Origin of the sequence: Spirillospora sp. NPDC052269 (genome assembly GCF_040679435.1) — a bacterium.
Classification (GTDB): domain Bacteria; phylum Actinomycetota; class Actinomycetes; order Streptosporangiales; family Streptosporangiaceae; genus Spirillospora.
On record NZ_JBFAUU010000011.1, the window covers coordinates 171824 to 189327 of the forward strand.

The 17504-nt window shown below is 72.4% G+C and carries 13 protein-coding genes; 7 read left to right on the forward strand and 6 right to left on the reverse strand.

What is annotated here, in order from left to right; all coding sequences use genetic code 11:
* Positions 1-129 precede the first annotated feature (129 nt).
* A complete protein-coding gene (locus AB0L06_RS24315) occupies positions 130-1011 on the reverse strand; it encodes an alpha/beta hydrolase (RefSeq protein ID WP_500233363.1) in 882 nt (293 codons plus the stop codon).
* 248 nt (positions 1012-1259) lie between these two features.
* Here AB0L06_RS24315 and AB0L06_RS24320 point away from each other — a divergent pair, with 248 nt between their 5' ends.
* Positions 1260-1664, forward strand: a complete 405-nt coding sequence (locus AB0L06_RS24320; RefSeq protein ID WP_500233364.1) for an SgcJ/EcaC family oxidoreductase — start codon at positions 1260-1262, stop codon at positions 1662-1664.
* 122 nt (positions 1665-1786) lie between these two features.
* On the forward strand, positions 1787-3070 hold the full coding sequence (locus AB0L06_RS24325) for an aminotransferase class V-fold PLP-dependent enzyme (protein WP_500233365.1): 1284 nt from the start codon (positions 1787-1789) through the stop codon (positions 3068-3070).
* A gap of 74 nt (positions 3071-3144) precedes the next feature.
* On the opposite strand, the gene AB0L06_RS24330 is transcribed toward AB0L06_RS24325, so the two are convergent.
* From AB0L06_RS24330 to AB0L06_RS24340, 3 genes are all read right to left on the reverse strand, one after another.
* The gene (locus AB0L06_RS24330) at positions 3145-4365 is read right to left on the reverse strand and encodes a methyltransferase domain-containing protein (protein ID WP_500233366.1); all 1221 of its coding nucleotides are present in this window, start codon (positions 4363-4365) and stop codon (positions 3145-3147) included.
* Between the two features lie 64 nt (positions 4366-4429).
* Positions 4430-5452, reverse strand: coding sequence for an alcohol dehydrogenase catalytic domain-containing protein (locus AB0L06_RS24335; RefSeq protein ID WP_500233367.1), 1023 nt, complete (start codon positions 5450-5452; stop codon positions 4430-4432).
* 144 nt (positions 5453-5596) lie between these two features.
* Positions 5597-6976, reverse strand: a complete 1380-nt coding sequence (locus AB0L06_RS24340) for an aminotransferase family protein (protein ID WP_500233368.1) — start codon at positions 6974-6976, stop codon at positions 5597-5599.
* Positions 6977-7167: 191 nt separating this feature from the next.
* Here AB0L06_RS24340 and AB0L06_RS24345 point away from each other — a divergent pair, with 191 nt between their 5' ends.
* Together AB0L06_RS24345 and AB0L06_RS24350 are read left to right on the forward strand one after the other, a co-directional pair.
* Positions 7168-8349, forward strand: coding sequence for an acyl-CoA dehydrogenase family protein (locus AB0L06_RS24345; protein WP_500233369.1), 1182 nt, complete (start codon positions 7168-7170; stop codon positions 8347-8349).
* 29 nt (positions 8350-8378) lie between these two features.
* Positions 8379-9086 (forward strand): O-methyltransferase, encoded by a 708-nt coding sequence (locus AB0L06_RS24350; RefSeq protein ID WP_500233370.1) that lies wholly within the window; start codon positions 8379-8381, stop codon positions 9084-9086.
* A 175-nt stretch (positions 9087-9261) separates the two neighbouring features.
* On the opposite strand, the gene AB0L06_RS24355 is transcribed toward AB0L06_RS24350, so the two are convergent.
* Positions 9262-9510 carry an acyl carrier protein gene (locus AB0L06_RS24355; RefSeq protein WP_500233371.1) on the reverse strand — a complete coding sequence of 83 codons (249 nt, stop codon included), beginning with the start codon at positions 9508-9510 and terminating at the stop codon, positions 9262-9264.
* 191 nt (positions 9511-9701) lie between these two features.
* Here AB0L06_RS24355 and AB0L06_RS24360 point away from each other — a divergent pair, with 191 nt between their 5' ends.
* From AB0L06_RS24360 to AB0L06_RS24370, 3 genes are read left to right on the forward strand one after another with little or no spacing between them, the layout of a single operon-like run.
* Positions 9702-12776 carry a non-ribosomal peptide synthetase gene (locus AB0L06_RS24360; RefSeq protein WP_500233372.1) on the forward strand — a complete coding sequence of 1025 codons (3075 nt, stop codon included), beginning with the start codon at positions 9702-9704 and terminating at the stop codon, positions 12774-12776.
* A gap of 13 nt (positions 12777-12789) precedes the next feature.
* Positions 12790-14388, forward strand: a complete 1599-nt coding sequence (gene cmdF, locus AB0L06_RS24365; protein WP_500233373.1) for a tyrosine 2,3-aminomutase — start codon at positions 12790-12792, stop codon at positions 14386-14388.
* Positions 14389-14401: 13 nt separating this feature from the next.
* Complete coding sequence (locus AB0L06_RS24370; RefSeq protein WP_500233374.1) at positions 14402-15895, forward strand: tryptophan 7-halogenase; 1494 nt, start codon at positions 14402-14404, stop codon at positions 15893-15895.
* Between the two features lie 50 nt (positions 15896-15945).
* Here the strand turns inward: AB0L06_RS24370 and AB0L06_RS24375 are convergent, their stop codons facing one another.
* The gene (locus AB0L06_RS24375) at positions 15946-17457 is read right to left on the reverse strand and encodes a 4-hydroxyphenylacetate 3-hydroxylase family protein (protein ID WP_500233375.1); all 1512 of its coding nucleotides are present in this window, start codon (positions 17455-17457) and stop codon (positions 15946-15948) included.
* Between the last annotated feature and the right edge of the window lie 47 nt (positions 17458-17504).

The following is a 17504-nucleotide window of genomic DNA, read 5'->3' on the forward strand; positions in this document are numbered from 1 at the left end:
CCTTGCCGGACTTGCACGAGTTCTCTTCGTCCGGCGGCATGTCCGCAGTTGTTCGGCAATCCTTTTTGAAACTAGACAGGTGTTATGCCTCGGACTACTCCGATCGTGCGGAGGGGCCGGGACGCCCGCTCATTCGGCCGGTGATTCCGCCGCCGGTTCGCCCGGCCGCTCGCTCTGGTGCAGCACGCCGGTCAGCGTCTCGGCGAACTCGTGGGGGTGCGTCACGTAGCCCAGGTGCCCGCCGGGGAAGTCGACGACCCCGAGGCCCAGCCGTTCGGCGAGGACGAGGTTGGGCCGGTAGTTCACGTCGTCGCGGGACGCGGTCCCGCCGGCGAGGACGAGCCGGTCGGCCGCGGGCTTCAGCGCGTCCACGTCCAGCTCGTGGTTGGTGAAGGTGCGCAGCTCGTGCTCGAACCAGAACACCTGGTTGACCCGGAGCCGGTCCAGCATCTCGGCGAGCCGGTCGGGCGGCAGCTCGGCGCCCTTGGGCGGCCGTGTCTCGCCCAGGCCCATCGTGTCCTTGAAGATCTCCTTCGCGGTGTCCACGCCCTCGGTGCGGTAGACGTCGTAGAGGTCGTCGTAGAACGCGGCCCACTCGCCGGAGTCGGGAAGCAGGGAGGTCAGCGGCGGCTCGTGGGTGACGACCGTCCGGACCCGCTCGGGCGACGCGGCGAGCAGCGCCAGCGCGGTGACGCCGCCGGAGCAGGTGCCGAGCACGTGGGCGGGCCCGTCGGTGAGGTGGTCGAGGAGGGCCTTGGCGTCCTGGACGTCGACCTCGACCCGTTGCTCGTCCGGCACCGCCTCGTGCTGGGGGCTGCGGGAGAAGCCGCGCCGGTCGTAGGTGATGACCGTGAAGCGGTCGGCGAGCAGGTCGGCCATGTAGCCGAACGGGGCGGCGTCGCCATTGCCCGTGGCGATGATGAGCAGGGCCGGCCCGGTGCCCCTGACCTCGTGGTAGAGGTGGGCGCCGGGGACGCCCAGGATTCCGTTCGCAGGAGTGTGCCCAGGCACGTTCCCACCCTTTCCGTCGGCTCCTGCCGCCGGAGGGACGGCAGGCGGACGAAGCGACAGTCCAGCCGCAGGGTAGGACCGCGGAACGCGCCCGCACATCCTCCCGAATGCCCTGTTGACCGCCGCTGTCAAGAGCATTTCCGGAGATGGGGGAATGGGCGTCCCGGCCAATACTGAGGTCGGGCGGGGACGGCATTCGGAACCGCCGCGGGATTCAGTGGAGGACCACCGCACCGGAAGGCGGAAAGATGTCGATCGACCTCATGAAAGTGCAGCAGGTGCCCAACCGCATCGTCGCCGCGTGGGCCAAGAACGACGCCAAGGCCTTCGCCGAGGTCTTCACCGAGGACGGGACGCTGATCCTGCCCGGCGGTGTCTTCCTCAAGGGCCGCGAGGAGATCCGGAACTTCATGGCCGAGATGTACGCGGGCCCCCTCAAGGGGACGACCGTCACCGGGGCCCCGCAGATGGTCAAGCCGCTGTCCGACACCGCGGTCGTGCTGATCAGCAAGGGCGGCGTGGTCGCCGCGGGCGCGACGGAGCCGTCGGCGGAGGAGGCGATCCGGGCGACCTGGCTGCTGGTCGAGAAGGACGGCCAGTGGCTCATCACCGCTTACCAGAACACCCCCCTCGGGCCCTCCTACCAGGGCTGACGGGAGCCGGGCCCACGCCCGTCGCCCTCAAGGACCGGCCGTCGGACCGGCGGCCGGTCCTCCCGTCTCCGGCCTCCTTCCCGCCCTCCTCTCCCGTCTTCTTCATCCTTAGCGAGGACTCCGTGGCACAAGCAGCACCGGCCGCCGGACGCGGCTACGACGTGGAGCGGCTGCGGGCCGACTTCCCCAACCTGCGGCGGCGGGTCAACGGACGCGCGCTGGTCTACCTCGACTCGGCCAACACCTCCCAGACGCCCGACCAGGTGGTGGCGGCGATGGCCAGGCACCACCGCCGGCACACCTCCAACGTGGGACGGTCGGTCAACACGCTCGGCCTCGAGGCGACCGCGGCCTACGAGGAGGCCCGCTCCCGCGTGGCCGCGTTCGTCGGCGCGGGCTCCTCCGGCGAGGTGGTGTTCGCCAAGAACTCCACCGAGGCGATCAACCTGGTCGCGCACGCCCTCGGGACGAGCGGCGCCGACGGGTTCGACGACCCGCGCCTGCGCCTCGGGCCGGGCGACGAGATCCTGGTCACCGAGATGGAGCACCACTCCAACCTCGTCCCGTGGCAGCTGCTCTGCCGGCGCACGGGCGCCACGCTGCGGTGGATCCCGCTCACCGAGGACGGCCTGCTGGACCTGTCCGGGCTGGACGGACTCCTCAACGAACGCACCCGGCTCGTGTCCTTCGTGCACGTGTCGAACATCCTCGGCACGGTGAACCCGGTCGGGCCGATCGTCCGCCGCGCCCGCGAGGTCGGCGCGCTGGTGATGCTGGACGCGTCCCAGTCCGTCCCGCACATGCCGGTCGACCTGACCGCCCTGGGCGTGGACCTCGCCGCGTTCACCGGGCACAAGATGTGCGGGCCGACCGGGATCGGGGTGCTGTGGGGCCGCCGCGAGCTGCTGCGGGCCATGCCGCCCTTCCTCGGCGGCGGCTCGATGATCGACGCGGTGTCGATGACCGGGGCGACCTACGCCCCGCCGCCCGCCCGCTTCGAGGCCGGAACCCCGCCGATCGTGCAGGCCGTGGGCCTCGGGACCGCGGCGGACTACCTGAGCGCGGCCGGCATGGACGCCGTCCGCGACCACGGCCGCGAGCTGACGGAGCGGGCACTCGCCGGGCTGGCGGACGTCCCGGGCCTGCGTGTCTTCGGCCCGGCGGGCGCCGCGCGCCGGGGCGGCCTGGTCTCCTTCGCGCTCGACGGCATCGGCCACGACGACGCGGGCAAGGTGCTCGACGCCGAGGGCGTGCAGGTCCGGGTCGGACGGCACTGCGCCACGCCCGTCTGCACCCGGTACGGCGTGCCCTCGATGATCCGCGCCTCGTTCCACCTCTACACGACCGCCGAGGAGGTCGACGCGCTCGTGGCCGCCGTCCGGAAGGTCCGCCACGTCCTCGGGTGAGCCTTGCTTTCGCGCCGGACGAAAGCTCGCGGCGAGCGCCCCTCCTTCCGGGGCGCCCGCCGCGAACCTTTCCGTCAGGTGACGGTGACCGTCGGCACGTAGCGGATCCAGCGCCCGCCCGCGCGCCGGAAGTCCCGCTCCTTCGCCATGATCTCCTCGGCGTGGTTCCAGGCGAACAGCAGCGCGTAGTCCGGGTAGGGGCGCGAGAAGTCCTCCGGCGGACGGACCGGAAGGTGCGACCCGGGCACCAGCCTGCCCTGCTTGTCCGGGGTGGAGTCGCACACGAAGGGGACCAGCTCGGGGCCGATCCCGCAGAGGTTGGTGACGGTGGTGGCCTTGCCGGGCGCGCCGTACCCGACCACCCGCTTGCCGTCGTCCCGCAGGCGGGTCAGCAGGGCCACCAGGTCTTCCCGGACGCGCCGGACGTTCTCCCCGAAGCGCTCCAGCGCGTCCGGCGAGGACAGCCCGCGGGCCCGCTCCTCGGCGATCAGGTTCCCCACCGACGGACGGACCGGACGCTCCCCGGCCCGCGCCAGCGTGTACCGGATCTCCCCGCCGTGCAGCGGGATGCGCTCGGCGTCGACCAGCTCGAAGCCGAACCTCGCGGCCATCTCCCGCACCGAGGTCACGCTGAAGTAGAAGACGTGCTCGTCGTAGATCTGGTCGAACGCGCCCTGCTCCAGCACCGTCCCGAGGTACGGCTCCTCGAACACGAAGATCCCGCCCGGGCCGAGCAGGCCGTCCACGCCGCGCAGGACCGAGTCGATGTGGGCGATGTGGCAGATCGTGTTCGCGCCGAACACGACCCGGGCGGGGCCGCGCTCGGCGCGGATCTCCGCCGCGGTCGTCTCGTCGAAGAACGCCTCGCGGACGTCGACACCCTTGGCCCTGGCCTCCTCCGCGACGTTCGAGGACGGTTCGACGCCCAGGTGCCGGACGCCCGCCTCCGCGACGGTCGAGAGCATGACGCCGTCGTTGCAGCCGATCTCGACGATGAACCCGTCCTTGCCGGTGAGCTCGTCCCGCAGGAACCGGCGTGCGTTCTCCTCGAAGTGGCGGCGGTGCCCCGCGGATCCGGAGGCCCGGTACCGGTAGCCCTCGTGGTAGCGGACGGTCTGCGGCACCTCCTCCAGCAGCTGCACCATCGAGCACCGCTCGCAGGCGCCCGCGGCGAGCCGGAAGAAGAACTCCTCATCCACCTCGGACGGGAGGAGGAAGGCGTTCGCGGACGGCTGCCGTCCGAGGTCGATGAACTCCCTGACCGCGCCGCCGCACACCCTGCACTTACCGTTCATGATCCGGTCCTTTCGGTCGTCGTGCCGTCGTGCCGTCGTGCCGTCGATGGGGGCACGCCGGCCGTCAGTAGGTCACGACCGCGCGGAACCGCGCCTCGCCCTTCGCCACCCGGTCGAAGGCGTCGGCGACGTCCCGGTGGCCGTACGTCTCGACGCGCGGGGTGACCTGGCCGGACGCGACGATCTCGAGCGCCTCGCGCAGGACGTCCGGGCCCTCGTGGGTGGCGCCGAGCACGCGCTGCCCGCGCGCGAAGAACGGCTGGGCCATGTCGGGGGCGATGGTGAAGGGCGACATCCCGTCGATCCCGGCCAGGACGATCCGCCCGCCGGGACGCAGTCCGCGCATCGCGTCCGAGGCGGCGGTGTAGGACGGCGCGGTGACGAGGATGACGTCGGCGCCGCCCGCGGCCTGGAGTCCCTCGCCGTCCGCGACGATCGTCTCCGCCCCGAGCTCGCGGGCGGCCTCGTGCTTGTCGGGCGACCGGGTGATGGCGATGGTCTCGTGGCCCGCCGCCGCGGCGAACTGGAGCGCCATGTGGCCGAGGCCGCCGATGCCGAGCACCGCGACGCGGTCGAACGGCCGGGGTTCGGCGTTGCGCAGCGCGCCCCAGGCCGTGTTGCCCGCGCAGAGCACCGGGGCGGCCAGCTCGTAGTCCAGCCCGGACGGCAGGAGCACGGTTCCCGACGCCTCCGCCACCACGTACTCGGCCTGGCCGCCCGGCACGGTGATGCCGGTCATCCGGGGCATCCGGCACGCGAAGGCCGCGTGCCCGGACAGCGGCCGGTTCTGCGCGCAGTAGTCGCAGCGTCCGCAGGTGCCCTGGATCCAGGGCACGCCGACGCGGTCGCCCTCCTGCCGCGAGGTGACCCCCGCGCCGACCCGGACGACCTCGCCTGCGCCCTCGTGCCCGAGGACGGCGGGGGAGAACGGCGGGAACGGGATGATGCCCCGCGTCGTCAGCACATCGTTGAAGCAGATGCCCGAGGCGCGCACCCTGACCAGCACCTCACCGGGCCCCGGCTCCGGCGTGGGCACCTCCTGGATCCGCCACGTGGCGTTGACCTCGGGAATGACGGCTGCCTTCATATCGACCACCTTGCTCGGCATGGACGGCTTGACGGACGGACGGAGCAGAAAGAACGGACGGGCGAGCGAAGCCCGTGACGGGCGGGACGGGAGTGAACCGTCCGTCACGGGCGCAGAGGGATCGCCGATCGGGCGTGGAGCCCGTCAGCGGGGGGCGATGACGCCGGACTCGACGTCCACCCGGCCCAGGACCTCGACGATCGCGGAGGTCGTCCGCTCGGCCTCGGAGCGCTCGAAGACCAGCGGCGGGGAGAGCACCAGCGTGGGCCCGTAGTTGCGGGTGATGACGCCGTGCGTCTCGTAGAGGTCGTCGGCCACGGCCAGGGCGAGCGCCTCGGGGACCGGCTCGCGCGTCTCCTTGTTCGCCACCAGCTCGATCCCGGCCATGGCCCCCTCGACGCGGACGTCGCCGACCGGCGGCAGCGCGGCGGCCGGGGCGAGGCCCGTGCGGAACCACTCGGAGATCGCCAGCGACCGGGCGAGCAGGCTCTCCTTCTCGATGATCTCCAGGTTGGCCAGCGCCACGGCCGCGGCGACCGGGTGGCCGGAGTAGGTGTGGCCGTGGAAGAAGTCGCGCTCGCCTCCCGCCACCGCCGCGGCGATCCCCTCGCCCATGAGCACCGCGCCCATGGGGAGGTAACCGCTGGTCAGGCCCTTGGCGGTGGTGATGATGTCGGCGTCCATGCCGCGCGGCGCCGAGTCGAACCAGCTGCCGATCCGGCCGTAGCCGGTGATGACCTCGTCGGCGATGAGCAGGATGCCGTGCGAGCGCAGCAGCTCCCGCACGCGCGGCCAGTAGTCGGCCGGGGGCGCGATCACGCCGCCGCCGCCCAGCACCGGCTCGCCGATCATCGCGGCGATGTTCCCGGCGCCCAGCCGCTCGATGGTCTCCGACAGCTCGTTCAGCAGGAACCCGGTGACGTCCTGGCCGCCGTACATCTCCGGGTGGTACGGGTAGGGCGGGAGGACCTTCTCGACGTGCGGGAGGTTCGGGCCGACGGCGACCTGCATGTTGGGGATGCCGGTCGCGGTGCCGCTGCCGTACGTCGTGCCGTGGTAGCCGTAGTGCCGGGCGATGATCCAGTTGCGGTCGGGCTCGCCGCGGTGGTGGTGGTAGAGGCGGGCCAGCTTCATCGCCGTCTCGACGGCCTCGGAGCCGCTGGAGGTGAAGAACGCCCGGTCCATCCCGGCGGGCGCGAGGTCGACCAGCCTCTCGGCGAGCAGGGCGCCCTTGTCGGTGCCGTATTCGAAGAAGCTGGTGAAGTGGGCGAGCTCGGACATCTGCCGGGCCGCCGCGTCCGCCAGCTCCCGGCGGCCGTGGCCGACCTGGGCCACCCAGATGCCGCCGCCGAGGGCGTCGAGGAACTCGCGGCCCGACGCGTCCCACACCGTGCTGCCCTCGCCGCGCACCATGACGCGACGTTCGTCGCGGTGCCCGCGTTCGTGCGGATGGAGGACATGACGCCGGTCCAGGTCTTCGAGGAGGGCGGCCGAGCGCGCCGATGGTGTCGAGGAGATCGTCACGTTCACTCCCGGTCTCGGTGGGTTCCCCGAAACGATCGCACCCGCTCCGCGGCCCGGACTTCTTCCAGCGTGCGCGGCCCTCGGCACGTGCGGCGTGGTGCCCGTGAGCATTCGGGAGGATGCCGGGCCCCGGCCCGCGGTGGGAGCGTCGGGCAGGTGACGGTCCTGATCGGCTTCCGGAGGTGGACGCGATGGTGACGACGGACGTTCCGACGCACGACGAACTGGTGGAGCGCGCGGCGCGGGCGGCGAAGGCCGCCCGCGACCACGTGGCGTGGTCCGAGCAGAACCGGCGGCTCGCCGACGAGCAGATCGACGCGCTCGCCGACGCGGGCCTGTTCAAGCTCCGCACCCCCGTCCGGTACGGCGGGTACGAGGTCGGCGCCCGGACGCTGGTGAGCGTGGCGTCGGAGCTCGCCGCCGTCGACGGCTCCCTGGCCTGGACGGCGCAGGTGTACTGGATCCCGACCTGGATGGCCGGCCTGTTCCCCGACGAGGTGCAGGACGAGGTGTTCTCGACGCCGGACGTCCGCGTGTGCGGGACGCTCAGCCCGTCCGGCATGGCCACCGAGGCGGACGGCGGCATCGTCGTCAACGGGAAGTGGGGCTTCATCACCGGTGCGCACCACGCGCACTGGCAGGAGATCATCGCCGTGGTGCTGAGCGCCGACAAGGAGCCGCAGCCGGTCATGGCGCTGGTCCCGATGTCGGACCTGACGATCATCGACGACTGGGACACCTCCGGGCTGCGCGGCACCGGCAGTGTCAGCACGGCGGCCACGGACCTGTTCGTCCCCGCCGCCCGGGTGCTGCCGCTCGGCGCCGCGCTCAACGGCCAGGCCGTCTCCGCGAAGAGCGCCGAGCGCCCGATGTACCGCGCGCCGCTGGTGCCGGTGGCGTCGGCGTCGTCGGTGGGCGTCACCGTCGGCCTCACCCGGGCCGCCCGCGACGTCTTCTACGACCGGCTGCCCAGCCGGAAGATCACCTACAGCGGCTACGACCGGCAGGACGAGGCCCCCGTCACCCACCTGCAGGCCGCGAAGGCCGCGCAGCTCGCGGACGAGGCGGGGTTCCACGCGGAGCGGCTGGCCGGGCTGGTCGACGACAAGGCCGCCGCCGGCGAGGAGTGGTCGGTCGCCGACCGCGTGCTCGCCCGCGGCGAGCTGGGCGCGGCCTGCGGCCGGGCCCGCGAGGCCGTGGAGGTCTACGCCCGCGCGAGCGGCGGCTCCTCGATCTACCGCGACGTCCCGATCGCCCGGATCCTCGCCGACGTCCAGTCGGTCAACCTGCACGCGCTGATGAACCCCGACACCAACGCCGAGCTGTACGGCCGGATCCTCACGGGCCAGGAGCCCGACTCGCTCTACATCTGACCGGCCACACCCGAGCGGGAGGAGACACCGTGAACGGCAGCACGCCACCCCCTGCGGTCAAGCACGTTCCGATCAGCGAGGCCATGGGGGCCTATCTCGTGCGGTCGTGCAGCCCGGCCGACCCGGTGCTGACGGGCCTGGCCGAGCGGACGGCCGCGCTCGGCGCCGAGGGCGGCATGATGGTCCCGCTCGAACAGGCCGCCCTGCTCACCCTGCTCGCCAGGACCGCCGGCGCCAGGACCGTCGTGGACGTGGGAACGTTCACCGGCCTGTCAGCGCTGGCGTTCGCCCTGGGGGTCGGGCCGGGCGGCACGGTCATCACCTGCGACGTGTCCGACACCCACCTCGGCCTGGCGCGCGAGCACTGGGAGAAGGCCGGGGTGGCGGACCGCGTCGACTTCCGCCTCGGCGCGGCGGGACGGACGCTGGCCGCGCTGCCCGCCGACCCGGCCCTCCCCGGCGGGACCGCCGACATCGTCTTCATCGACGCCGACAAGATGAACTACCCGAACTACCTCCCCCTGGCCGTGCCGCTGCTGCGGCCGGGGGGACTGCTGATCGCCGACAACGTCCTGCTCGACGGGTACGTCCTGGACCCGGGCCTCGCGGGCGACGCCCTCATGCGCGCCAGCGCCCGCCAGGTCCGCGACTTCAACGCGGCGCTCGCGGCGGACGACCGGCTCGACACGGTGATGCTCCCCATCGCCGACGGCCTGACCATCGCCCGCAGACGCTGACCTTCCCAAGCGCCGGTCCGCACCGGCGCTGATCGTCTCCCGCCGGTGTGGACCGGCGGGAGACCCAGAAACGCGGGCGGTCCGGATCCCCCACCGCCAGCTCGGCACCGGCAACGCACCGGCACCCGGGATCCGGACCGCCCGCCTTCTGCTGTCCTGAGCGGTTTCTGTCGGGTCAGGGCCGCCGCTCGGTGGCCATCACCTCGCGGGTCAGCATGGCGACGTCGCAGTCGCGGAACAGGACGCCGATGTCCACCGCCACCCCGAACTCGTCCTCGATCCGGGCGATGATGCGGGCCGCGGAGATCGACTGCCCGTGCAGCTCGAAGAACGTGGCGTCCTCCTCGCCCTCTCCCGCGTTCAGCACGCCGGCCCAGATCTCCCTGACCCGATCCTCGATCTCCTGCGGACTCCAGTCGGCCATCATTCGGCTCCTTGCGTTTCGGGGCCTGTTCGGTGGCGTCCATCGTCCGGTCCGGGGGAATGCCCGCGCATCCTGGCGATTGCCTTTCGACGTCCGCACCACCCCGGTCACCTGGGCAATCGCCGCGCAATTCACGAGAAGCAGCCGCGTTCGGGAGCGTGTGAGGATTCGGAGCGTCGAAGGAGGTGTGAATGGCCGTATCGAATTTCCCGGCGCAGTGGCGACCGGCCATTTCCCTCGCCCAGGAGGGGATCTGGTTCCTCGACCGGATCGGCTCCGACACGTCCGCGCTCGTCCTGAGGCGCGGCTTCCGGGTGACCGGAGACCTCGACGCGGGCGGACTGCGCGCGGCGTGGCGGCGCGTCCTCGCCCGGAACGAGGTCCTCCGGACGAGGATCCCGCTGGAGGCCGGAGTCCCGACGCCGCGCGCCGACCTCGATCTCGGCGACGGCCCGATCGACCTGTCCACCGGCCCGGTCGCCGCCCTCACCGTCACGCGGTCCGGGGCTCGCGAACACCGCGTCGTGCTGGCCGTCCATCGCGCCGTCGCCGATCGCGTCTCGCTGTCCCTGCTGGTCGAGGAGCTGTCCGAGACCTACGGCCGGGCCGCGCGCGAAGAGTCGCGGCATGCCGGAGGCCCGGAACGGTCGCGACCCTACGCCCACTACGTGGAGTGGGAGCGGGACGCGCGGGACGCGCCGTGGTGGCAGGACGCGCGCCGGTACTGGAGCGGCGTGCTCACCGTCCCGCCGCCCGTGCTGCCCTTCGAACGCGACCCCGAACCTGCCGGGCCGCCGTCCGCGCTGCCCTTCGACTGGGGACCTGGGACCGCCGTGCGCGTCGCCTCGCTCGCCCGCGCGTGCGAAACGACGCCCGCGATCGTGCTCCTCGCGGCCTTCCAGAGTCTGCTGCACCGCTACGGCGGCGGCGTCATCCCGGTCACCGTGCCGATGGACGCGCGCCCGGCGGGGTTCGAACGCACGGTCGGGCCACTGGAGAACCCGGTCGTGGTGTGCGGCGGCCCGGAGGGCGAGCCGACCTTCGCCGCGATGGTCGCCGCGGTCCACCGCGCCCACGCCGACGCCCGCGAACACCGTTTCCTACCGTTCACCGAGGTCGTCCGCACAGTCGGCGCGGAACGCGACCGGGTCCCGTGGAGCGACGCAACGTTCGTCCCCCCGGTTCCGGAGGCCCGGCTCGTCCTCGGGGACGCGCGGGTCGAACCCGACCCGGTGGCCGACGCGGAGCTCGCCGACCTGTGCCTGAGCCTCGACGACCTGGACGCATCGGTGCGCGGACGGCTGAGCCACCGCGCGGATCCGGCCTATCCCGCACCGGCGGCGATGCTCAGCCACCTGCGGACGCTTCTGCGAGCGGCCGCCGACCGTCCCGACACCCTTATTAGCGACCTGCCACTTGAGGACAAGACGCGGATCGAGGCCGCTCCGCACTCGGGCTCCGTGCTCGACGCGGACGCCCCGCGCGAGCCGGTCCACGCGCTGCTCGGACGGCACCCCGGCCGGGACGCGATGACCTGGCCGGGCGGACGCCTGAACTACCGCGCTCTGCTGGAGGACGCCACGGCGTTCGCCGCCCGGCTGCGCGACGCCGGAGCCGACGGGGCCCCCGTGGCCGTCCGCATGGCGCACGGTCCCGCGCAGCTCACCGCCTCCGTGGCTGCTCACCTCGCCGGCGCCCACGTGGTCTGGTTCGGGTCCGGGGACGCGGGGGAGCGCGGCCGTTCGGTGCTCACCGAGCTGAAGCCCGCGTGCCTGGTCACCGAGACCCCCGACGCGCCCTTGGAACGCTGGTACGCCGACCACCTCGGCGGCACCCTCCTCGCCCCTGAACCCGGTGAGGACGCCGTCCAGCCGCTGCCGCCCGTCCTCGATCCGGACCTTGACCTGGACCGGCTCGCGTACGTCGCGTACACGTCGGGATCGACCGGCAAGCCCAAGGGCATCGCGCAGACGCACGGCGCTCTCGCGCAGTTCGCCGCCTGGATGACCGGCGCGTGGGGCATCGACCGAGGCTCGCGGGTGGCCCTGTGGGTCACGCCCGAGCACGACCCGAGCCTGTGCGAGGTCTTCGCGACCCTGGCGGTGGGTGGCACGCTGTGCGTGATCCCCGAGCGGATCAGGCTGAACCCCGAGGCGCTGCTCGCATGGCTGGCGGACGAGGGCGTCACGTTCCTCCAGACCGTCCCCAGCTTCGCGGCCGAACTGCTGCGGGCCGCGCGCGACCGCGAGGACGGCTGGCCCCGGAAGCTGGACCGCGTCGTCCTGATGGGCGAGGCGCTGTCCGGAGCGCTGGTGAACGACCTGCGCGAGGCGGCCCCGCACGCGCGGATCTTCAACGCCTACGGCCCCACCGAGACCATCGCGGCCACCTGGTACGAGGTGACCGGGCCCGTCCCGGCGACCGTCCCGATCGGACGCCCCATCCCCGGCCGCCGGATCCTCGTCCTCGACGAGCGAGGCCGCTCCTGCCCGGCGGGCGTCACCGGCGAGATCGTGATCCTCAGCCCGTACACGGCCGGGGGATACGTCGGCGGCGACGACGCGAGCGCCTTCCGCCCGCTGCCGGAACCGCACGGCCAGGACGACGGGATCGGCTGCTACCGGACCGGTGACCTGGGCCGATGGCGCTGGGACGGTCGGCTGGAGTTCCGTGGGCGCCGCGACCACCAGGTGAAGGTCGGCGGCAACCGGGTCGAACTCGCCGACGTCGAGACCGAGCTGGCCGCGCACCCGTCGGTCCGCGAGTGCGCGGTCGTCCCCGTGACCGGCGCCCACGGCCTGGTCACCCACCTGCTGGCCCACGTCGTCCCGGTGGACGCCGCCGCACCCGACCCCGACGCGTGGCGCGCGCACCTCCACCGGAGGTTCGGGGCCTCGATGCGGCTGATCGCCTTCCACACCCTGGAGGCGGGCCTCCCGCGGAACATCGCGGGGAAGGTGGACCGCCTCCGCCTGCCGGATCCGGCCCGGGTGCTCGCCCGTCGCGGCCGTCCGCCGAGGACGGCCGCCGAGCGGGAGCTCGCCGGGATCTGGCGGGACCTGCTGGGCGCGGCCCCGGCCACCGTCGAGGAGGACTTCTTCGCGGCCGGCGGCCACTCGCTGCTCCTCCCCATGCTCGCCGAGCGGATCCGTGAACGGCTCGGCGCGGCGGTCTCCCTGCGGGACTGCCTGTCGCATTCCTCGCTGGCCGGGATGGCGGCTCTCGCCGAGCCCGATCCCGTCCGCGGCAGCCCACGAAACGAGTGAGAGGTCGATCCGGTTGGACACCACAGCGACCGTCGAATTCGACGGCCACAACCTGAGCATCCCGGACGTGCGGCGCGTCGCCGAGGACCGGGCGCGGTGCGAGGTCGCGCCGGCCGCACTGGAACGCGTCGCCAAGAGCCGTGCCCAGTTCGAGGACCTGGTCAACGCCGGCACCCCGGTCTACGGGGTGACCACCGGCTACGGCGAGATGATCTACATGCTGGTCGACCCGTCCAACGAGGTCGAACTGCAGACCAACCTGGTCCGCAGCCACAGTGCGGGCGTGGGGCCGCTGTTCGCCGAGGACGAGGCCAGGGCGATCGTCTCGGCCCGGCTCAACGCCCTCGCCAAGGGGCACTCGGCCGTCCGGCCGGAGATCGTCGAGCGGCTCGCCCTCTACCTGAACCTGGGCGTCATCCCGGCCATCCCCGAGCAGGGCTCCCTGGGCGCCAGCGGCGACCTCGCGCCGCTGTCGCACATCGCCACCACCGTCATCGGCGAGGGCTACGTGCTCCGCGACGGCCGCAAGGTCCCGACCGGCCCCGTCCTGCGGGAGCTGGGCATCGAGCCGCTGGAGCTGCGGTTCAAGGAGGGGCTGGCGCTCATCAACGGGACGGCCGGCATGACCGGGCTCGGCGCGCTGGTCGTCGGACGGGCGCTGGAGCAGGTCCGGCAGGCCGAGATCGCCACCGCCCTGGTCGTGGAGGCGCTGCGCGGCTCCACCGGCCCCTTCCAGCCGGAGGGGCATGACATCGCCCGCCCGCACCCGGGGCAGATCGACACCGCCGCGAACCTGCGCACGCTGATGGCCGACAGCGGCCTGACGGTCGCGCACTCCGAGCTGCGGGGCCAGGTGCAGGCCGTCAAGGAGGCCGGGACGAGCGTCCAGCGCACCGACGTCTACATGCAGAAGGCGTACTCGATGCGCTGCATCCCGCAGGTGCTCGGCGCCGTGCGGGACACGCTCTACCACGCCAGGACCAAGGTCGAGATCGAGCTGAACTCGGCCAACGACAACCCGCTCTTCTTCGAGGGCATGGAGATCTTCCACGGTGCGAACTTCCACGGCCAGCCCGTCGCGTTCGCCATGGACTTCGTGACGATCGCCCTCACCCAGCTCGGCGTGCTGTCCGAGCGACGCACCAACCGGATGCTCAACCGGCACCTCAGCTACGGGCTGCCCGAGTTCCTCGTCACCGGCGACCCGGGCCTGAACAGCGGGTTCGCAGGAGCGCAGTACCCGGCGACGGCGCTGGTCGCCGAGAACCGGACGATCGGCCCGGCCAGCACGCAGAGCATCCCGTCCAACGGCGACAACCAGGACATCGTCAGCATGGGCCTGATCGCCGCGCGGAACGCCCGCCGCGTGCTGCGCAACAACGACAGCATCCTGGCCGTGGAACTCCTCGCGGCCGCGCAGGCGGTCGACATCGCGGGCCGCCGCGACGGGCTCGGCGGCGCGAGCCGGGCCGCCTACGACCTGATCCGGAACGTGGTGCCGACGCTCGACCACGACCGGTACATGGCCGACGAGATCGAGGAGGTGGCCGGCATGGTCGCGCGCGGCGACTTCCTGACCGCGGTCGCGGAGACCGGCGCCGTCCTGAGCTGAGGGGAGACCTGGAATGACCGACACGAACGAGTTCGACAGCGAGTACGACGTGGTGGTCGTCGGCGGCGGCCCCTGCGGGTCGACGGTCTCGACCCTGGTCGCCAAGCAGGGGCACCGCGTGCTGCTGCTGGAGCGCGAGAGCTTCCCCCGGTACCAGATCGGCGAGTCGCTGCTGCCCGCGACCGTCCACGGAGTCTGCCGCCTGCTGGGGGTGACCGAGGAGCTGGAGAGGGCGGCGTTCATGGTCAAACGCGGTGGCACCTTCCGCTGGGGCAGCAATCCGGAGCCGTGGACGTTCGCCTTCTCCTCCTCGCCGCAGTTCGCCGGGCCGTCCTCCACCGCCTACCAGGTGGAGCGGATGCGCTTCGACAAGATCCTGCTCGACAACGCCCGCGCCAACGGCGTGGACGTCCGGGAGGAGTCGCCGGTCTCCGACGTCATCGAGGACGCGGACGGGCGGGTGACCGGCGTGACCTGGCAGGACTCCAAGGGCGCGCGGCACCGGACCTCGGCCAGGATCGTCGTGGACGCCTCCGGGAACGGCAGCCGCATCCACACCAGGACCGGCGGCAACCGCAAGTACTCGGAGTTCTTCCGCAACGTCGCGCTCTTCGGGTACTTCCGCGGCGGCAAGAGGCTGCCCGCGCCCAACCGGGGCAACATCCTGGCCGTCGCGTTCTCCGCGGGCTGGTTCTGGTACATCCCGCTCACCGACGAGCTGACCAGCGTCGGCGTCGTCCTGATGCCCGAGGCCCTGGACCGGGTGCGCGGCGACCGCGCGGAGGCGCTGCTGAGCCTCGTCCGGGAATGCCCGATGATCGCCGAGTTCCTGTCCGACGCCGAGCGGGTCACCGAGGGGCCGTACGGCAAGGTCCGGGTCCGCAAGGACTACTCCTACATCCAGGACGCCTTCCACAAGCCGGGCCTCGTCCTGGCCGGGGACGCGGCGTGCTTCATCGACCCGGTGTTCTCCTCGGGCGTCCACCTGGCCACCTACTCGGGCCTGCTGGCGGCCCGGTCGATCAACACGACGCTGTCGGGGGACGTCCCCGAGCAGCTCTGCTTCGAAGAGTTCGAGGCGCGGTACCGGCAGGAGTACGCCCGGTTCCACGACTTCCTCGTCGCCTTCTACGACATGCACCAGGACGAGCAGTCCTACTTCTGGCGGGCCAAGAAGGTCACCGACGGCCTGGGCACCGAGCTGGAGTCCTTCGTGGAACTGGTGGGCGGCGGCTCGTCCCACGAGGGCGCGCTGGTCTCCGGGGACCGGAGCGCGGCCATCCAGGAGCTGTCGGACTTCGTCCACCGGCCGGTGGTCGAGTCGGGCGAGGACCGCGACCTGCTGAAGACCTCGCTGGCCCGCTCGGTGTCGCGTGAGGGCGTCCGCATCCAGGTCCAGGCGGCGCTCGGCGAGAACGCCGACGAGTACGCCCCGGTGCGCGAGGGCGGCCTGGTGCCCTCGGCCGACGGGATGCACTGGGCCCACCCGGCCCCCCGCCCGTCCTGACCGAAAGCGCGAGGCCGCACGTCATGCGACGTGCGGCCTCTCCGCTTCGACTAGAAGGTCTTCAGGTCGGGCACGGTCCAGCCGTCCAGGTCGTACTCGGCGAGGCACTGGTCGACCAGGTCCTTGTACGACGAGAGCTGTCCGCCGAGCGTCTGGGCCGCGAGCAGCTCGACGCGGGTGTTCTCGTGGTTGCCCGCGTAGTTGCGCTCGTAGAGCTCGTGCCGGCCGCCGAACTCGGTGCCGACCGCGTCCCACAGCAGCTTCATCACCTTGACCCGCTCGACGGAGTCGGCGCCGCCCGAGCCGCGCAGGTACCGGTCGAGGTACGGGCGGATCGCGGGGCTGCCGAAGTCGGCCGCGCTGGAGTTGACGAAGATCAGGCCGCTGGCGACGTCCTGCAGCACGATCTCGCGGATCCGCGGGTAGCCGATCTGCATGAACCAGCGGTACGCCATCCCGTACTCGGGGTTGGGCAGGACGGCCCCGTTCCGCCACGGGACGGGGTTGCGGGCGGCGGCGTCCGACAGGCCCCAGAACAGGTTCCGCCAGGCCAGGACCTCACCGAGCCTGGTCTGGACGCCGCGGAAGTCGGCGGTGCCCGTCAGCTCCAGCGCCTTGGCGAGCAGCCCCGCGATGAACTCCAGCTTGACCGCCAGGCGGGTGCAGCCGTGGAAGGTGAAGCGCTCGACGAACCCCGACTGGCCCGTGAAGGTCTGCGCCTTCGCGAGGTCGCCGTAGACGAACACGTTCTCCCAGGGGATGAGCACCTTGTCGAGGACGAGGATGGAGTCGTTCTCGTCCATGCGGGACGACAGCGGATAGTCGAAGGGACCGCCCGCCGACGCGCCCGCGTTCGCCGTGTACGAGGGACGGCAGATGAGCTTCACCCCCGGCGCGCCGGTCGGGATCGTGGCGATCAGCGCGAACTCCTTGCGCTTGACCGGGACCCCGTAGTGCGCGATGAAGGTGTGGTGGGTCAGCGCCGAGCCCGTGGCCACGACCTTGGCGCCGCTGACCACCAGGCCCGCGTCGGTCTCCCGCTCGACGTGGACGTAGACGTCGGCGACCTCGTCCGGCGGCCTGCTCCGGTCGACGGGCGGGTGGACGATCGCGTGGTTCCAGTACAGGACGCGCTCCTGGGCCTTCCGGTACCAGGCGCGCGCGTTGCCCGCGTACTCCCCGTAGAAGTCGGCGTTGGCGCCGAGCGTGCCCAGGAACGATCCCTTGTAGTCGGGGCCGCGGCCCATCCACCCGTAGCTCATCCGCGCCCAGTGGGCGATGGCGGCCTGGTCGCCGACCAGGTCCTCGGCGCTGTGCGGGGTGGTGAAGAACCGGTGGGTGTAGCCCTCGCCGTCCTCCCTCGGGACGGTCAGCAACGGACGGGTCTTCTCGTCGTGCAGCGAGTCGTAGAGCCGCGCGGTCATGGCGACCGGGTTGCTGAAGGCGGGGTGGACGGTGACGTCCTTGATCCGCTCGCCGTCCAGGTACACCTCGCGGTCGTCGCGCAGGCTCTCGGTGTACTCCGCTCCCGTGTAGGGCCTCGTCTCAGGGGTGTCGGGCATCGTCGGCAGTCCTCCTCGGCTCGGTGGGCCAGGCGCGGGTGAACCGG

What these genes read in the sequence shown, in the direction of transcription:
- AB0L06_RS24320 (WP_500233364.1), top strand. Translation starts at nt 1,260, where the DNA reads ATGTCGATCGACCTCATGAAAGTGCAGCAGGTGCCCAACCGCATCGTC.
- AB0L06_RS24330 (WP_500233366.1), bottom strand. Translation starts at nt 4,365, where the DNA reads ATGAACGGTAAGTGCAGGGTGTGCGGCGGCGCGGTCAGGGAGTTCATC.
- AB0L06_RS24335 (WP_500233367.1), bottom strand. Translation starts at nt 5,452, where the DNA reads ATGAAGGCAGCCGTCATTCCCGAGGTCAACGCCACGTGGCGGATCCAG.
- AB0L06_RS24345 (WP_500233369.1), top strand. Translation starts at nt 7,168, where the DNA reads ATGGTGACGACGGACGTTCCGACGCACGACGAACTGGTGGAGCGCGCG.
- AB0L06_RS24355 (WP_500233371.1), bottom strand. Translation starts at nt 9,510, where the DNA reads ATGGCCGACTGGAGTCCGCAGGAGATCGAGGATCGGGTCAGGGAGATC.
- AB0L06_RS24360 (WP_500233372.1), top strand. Translation starts at nt 9,702, where the DNA reads ATGGCCGTATCGAATTTCCCGGCGCAGTGGCGACCGGCCATTTCCCTC.
- AB0L06_RS24370 (WP_500233374.1), top strand. Translation starts at nt 14,402, where the DNA reads ATGACCGACACGAACGAGTTCGACAGCGAGTACGACGTGGTGGTCGTC.
- AB0L06_RS24375 (WP_500233375.1), bottom strand. Translation starts at nt 17,457, where the DNA reads ATGCCCGACACCCCTGAGACGAGGCCCTACACGGGAGCGGAGTACACC.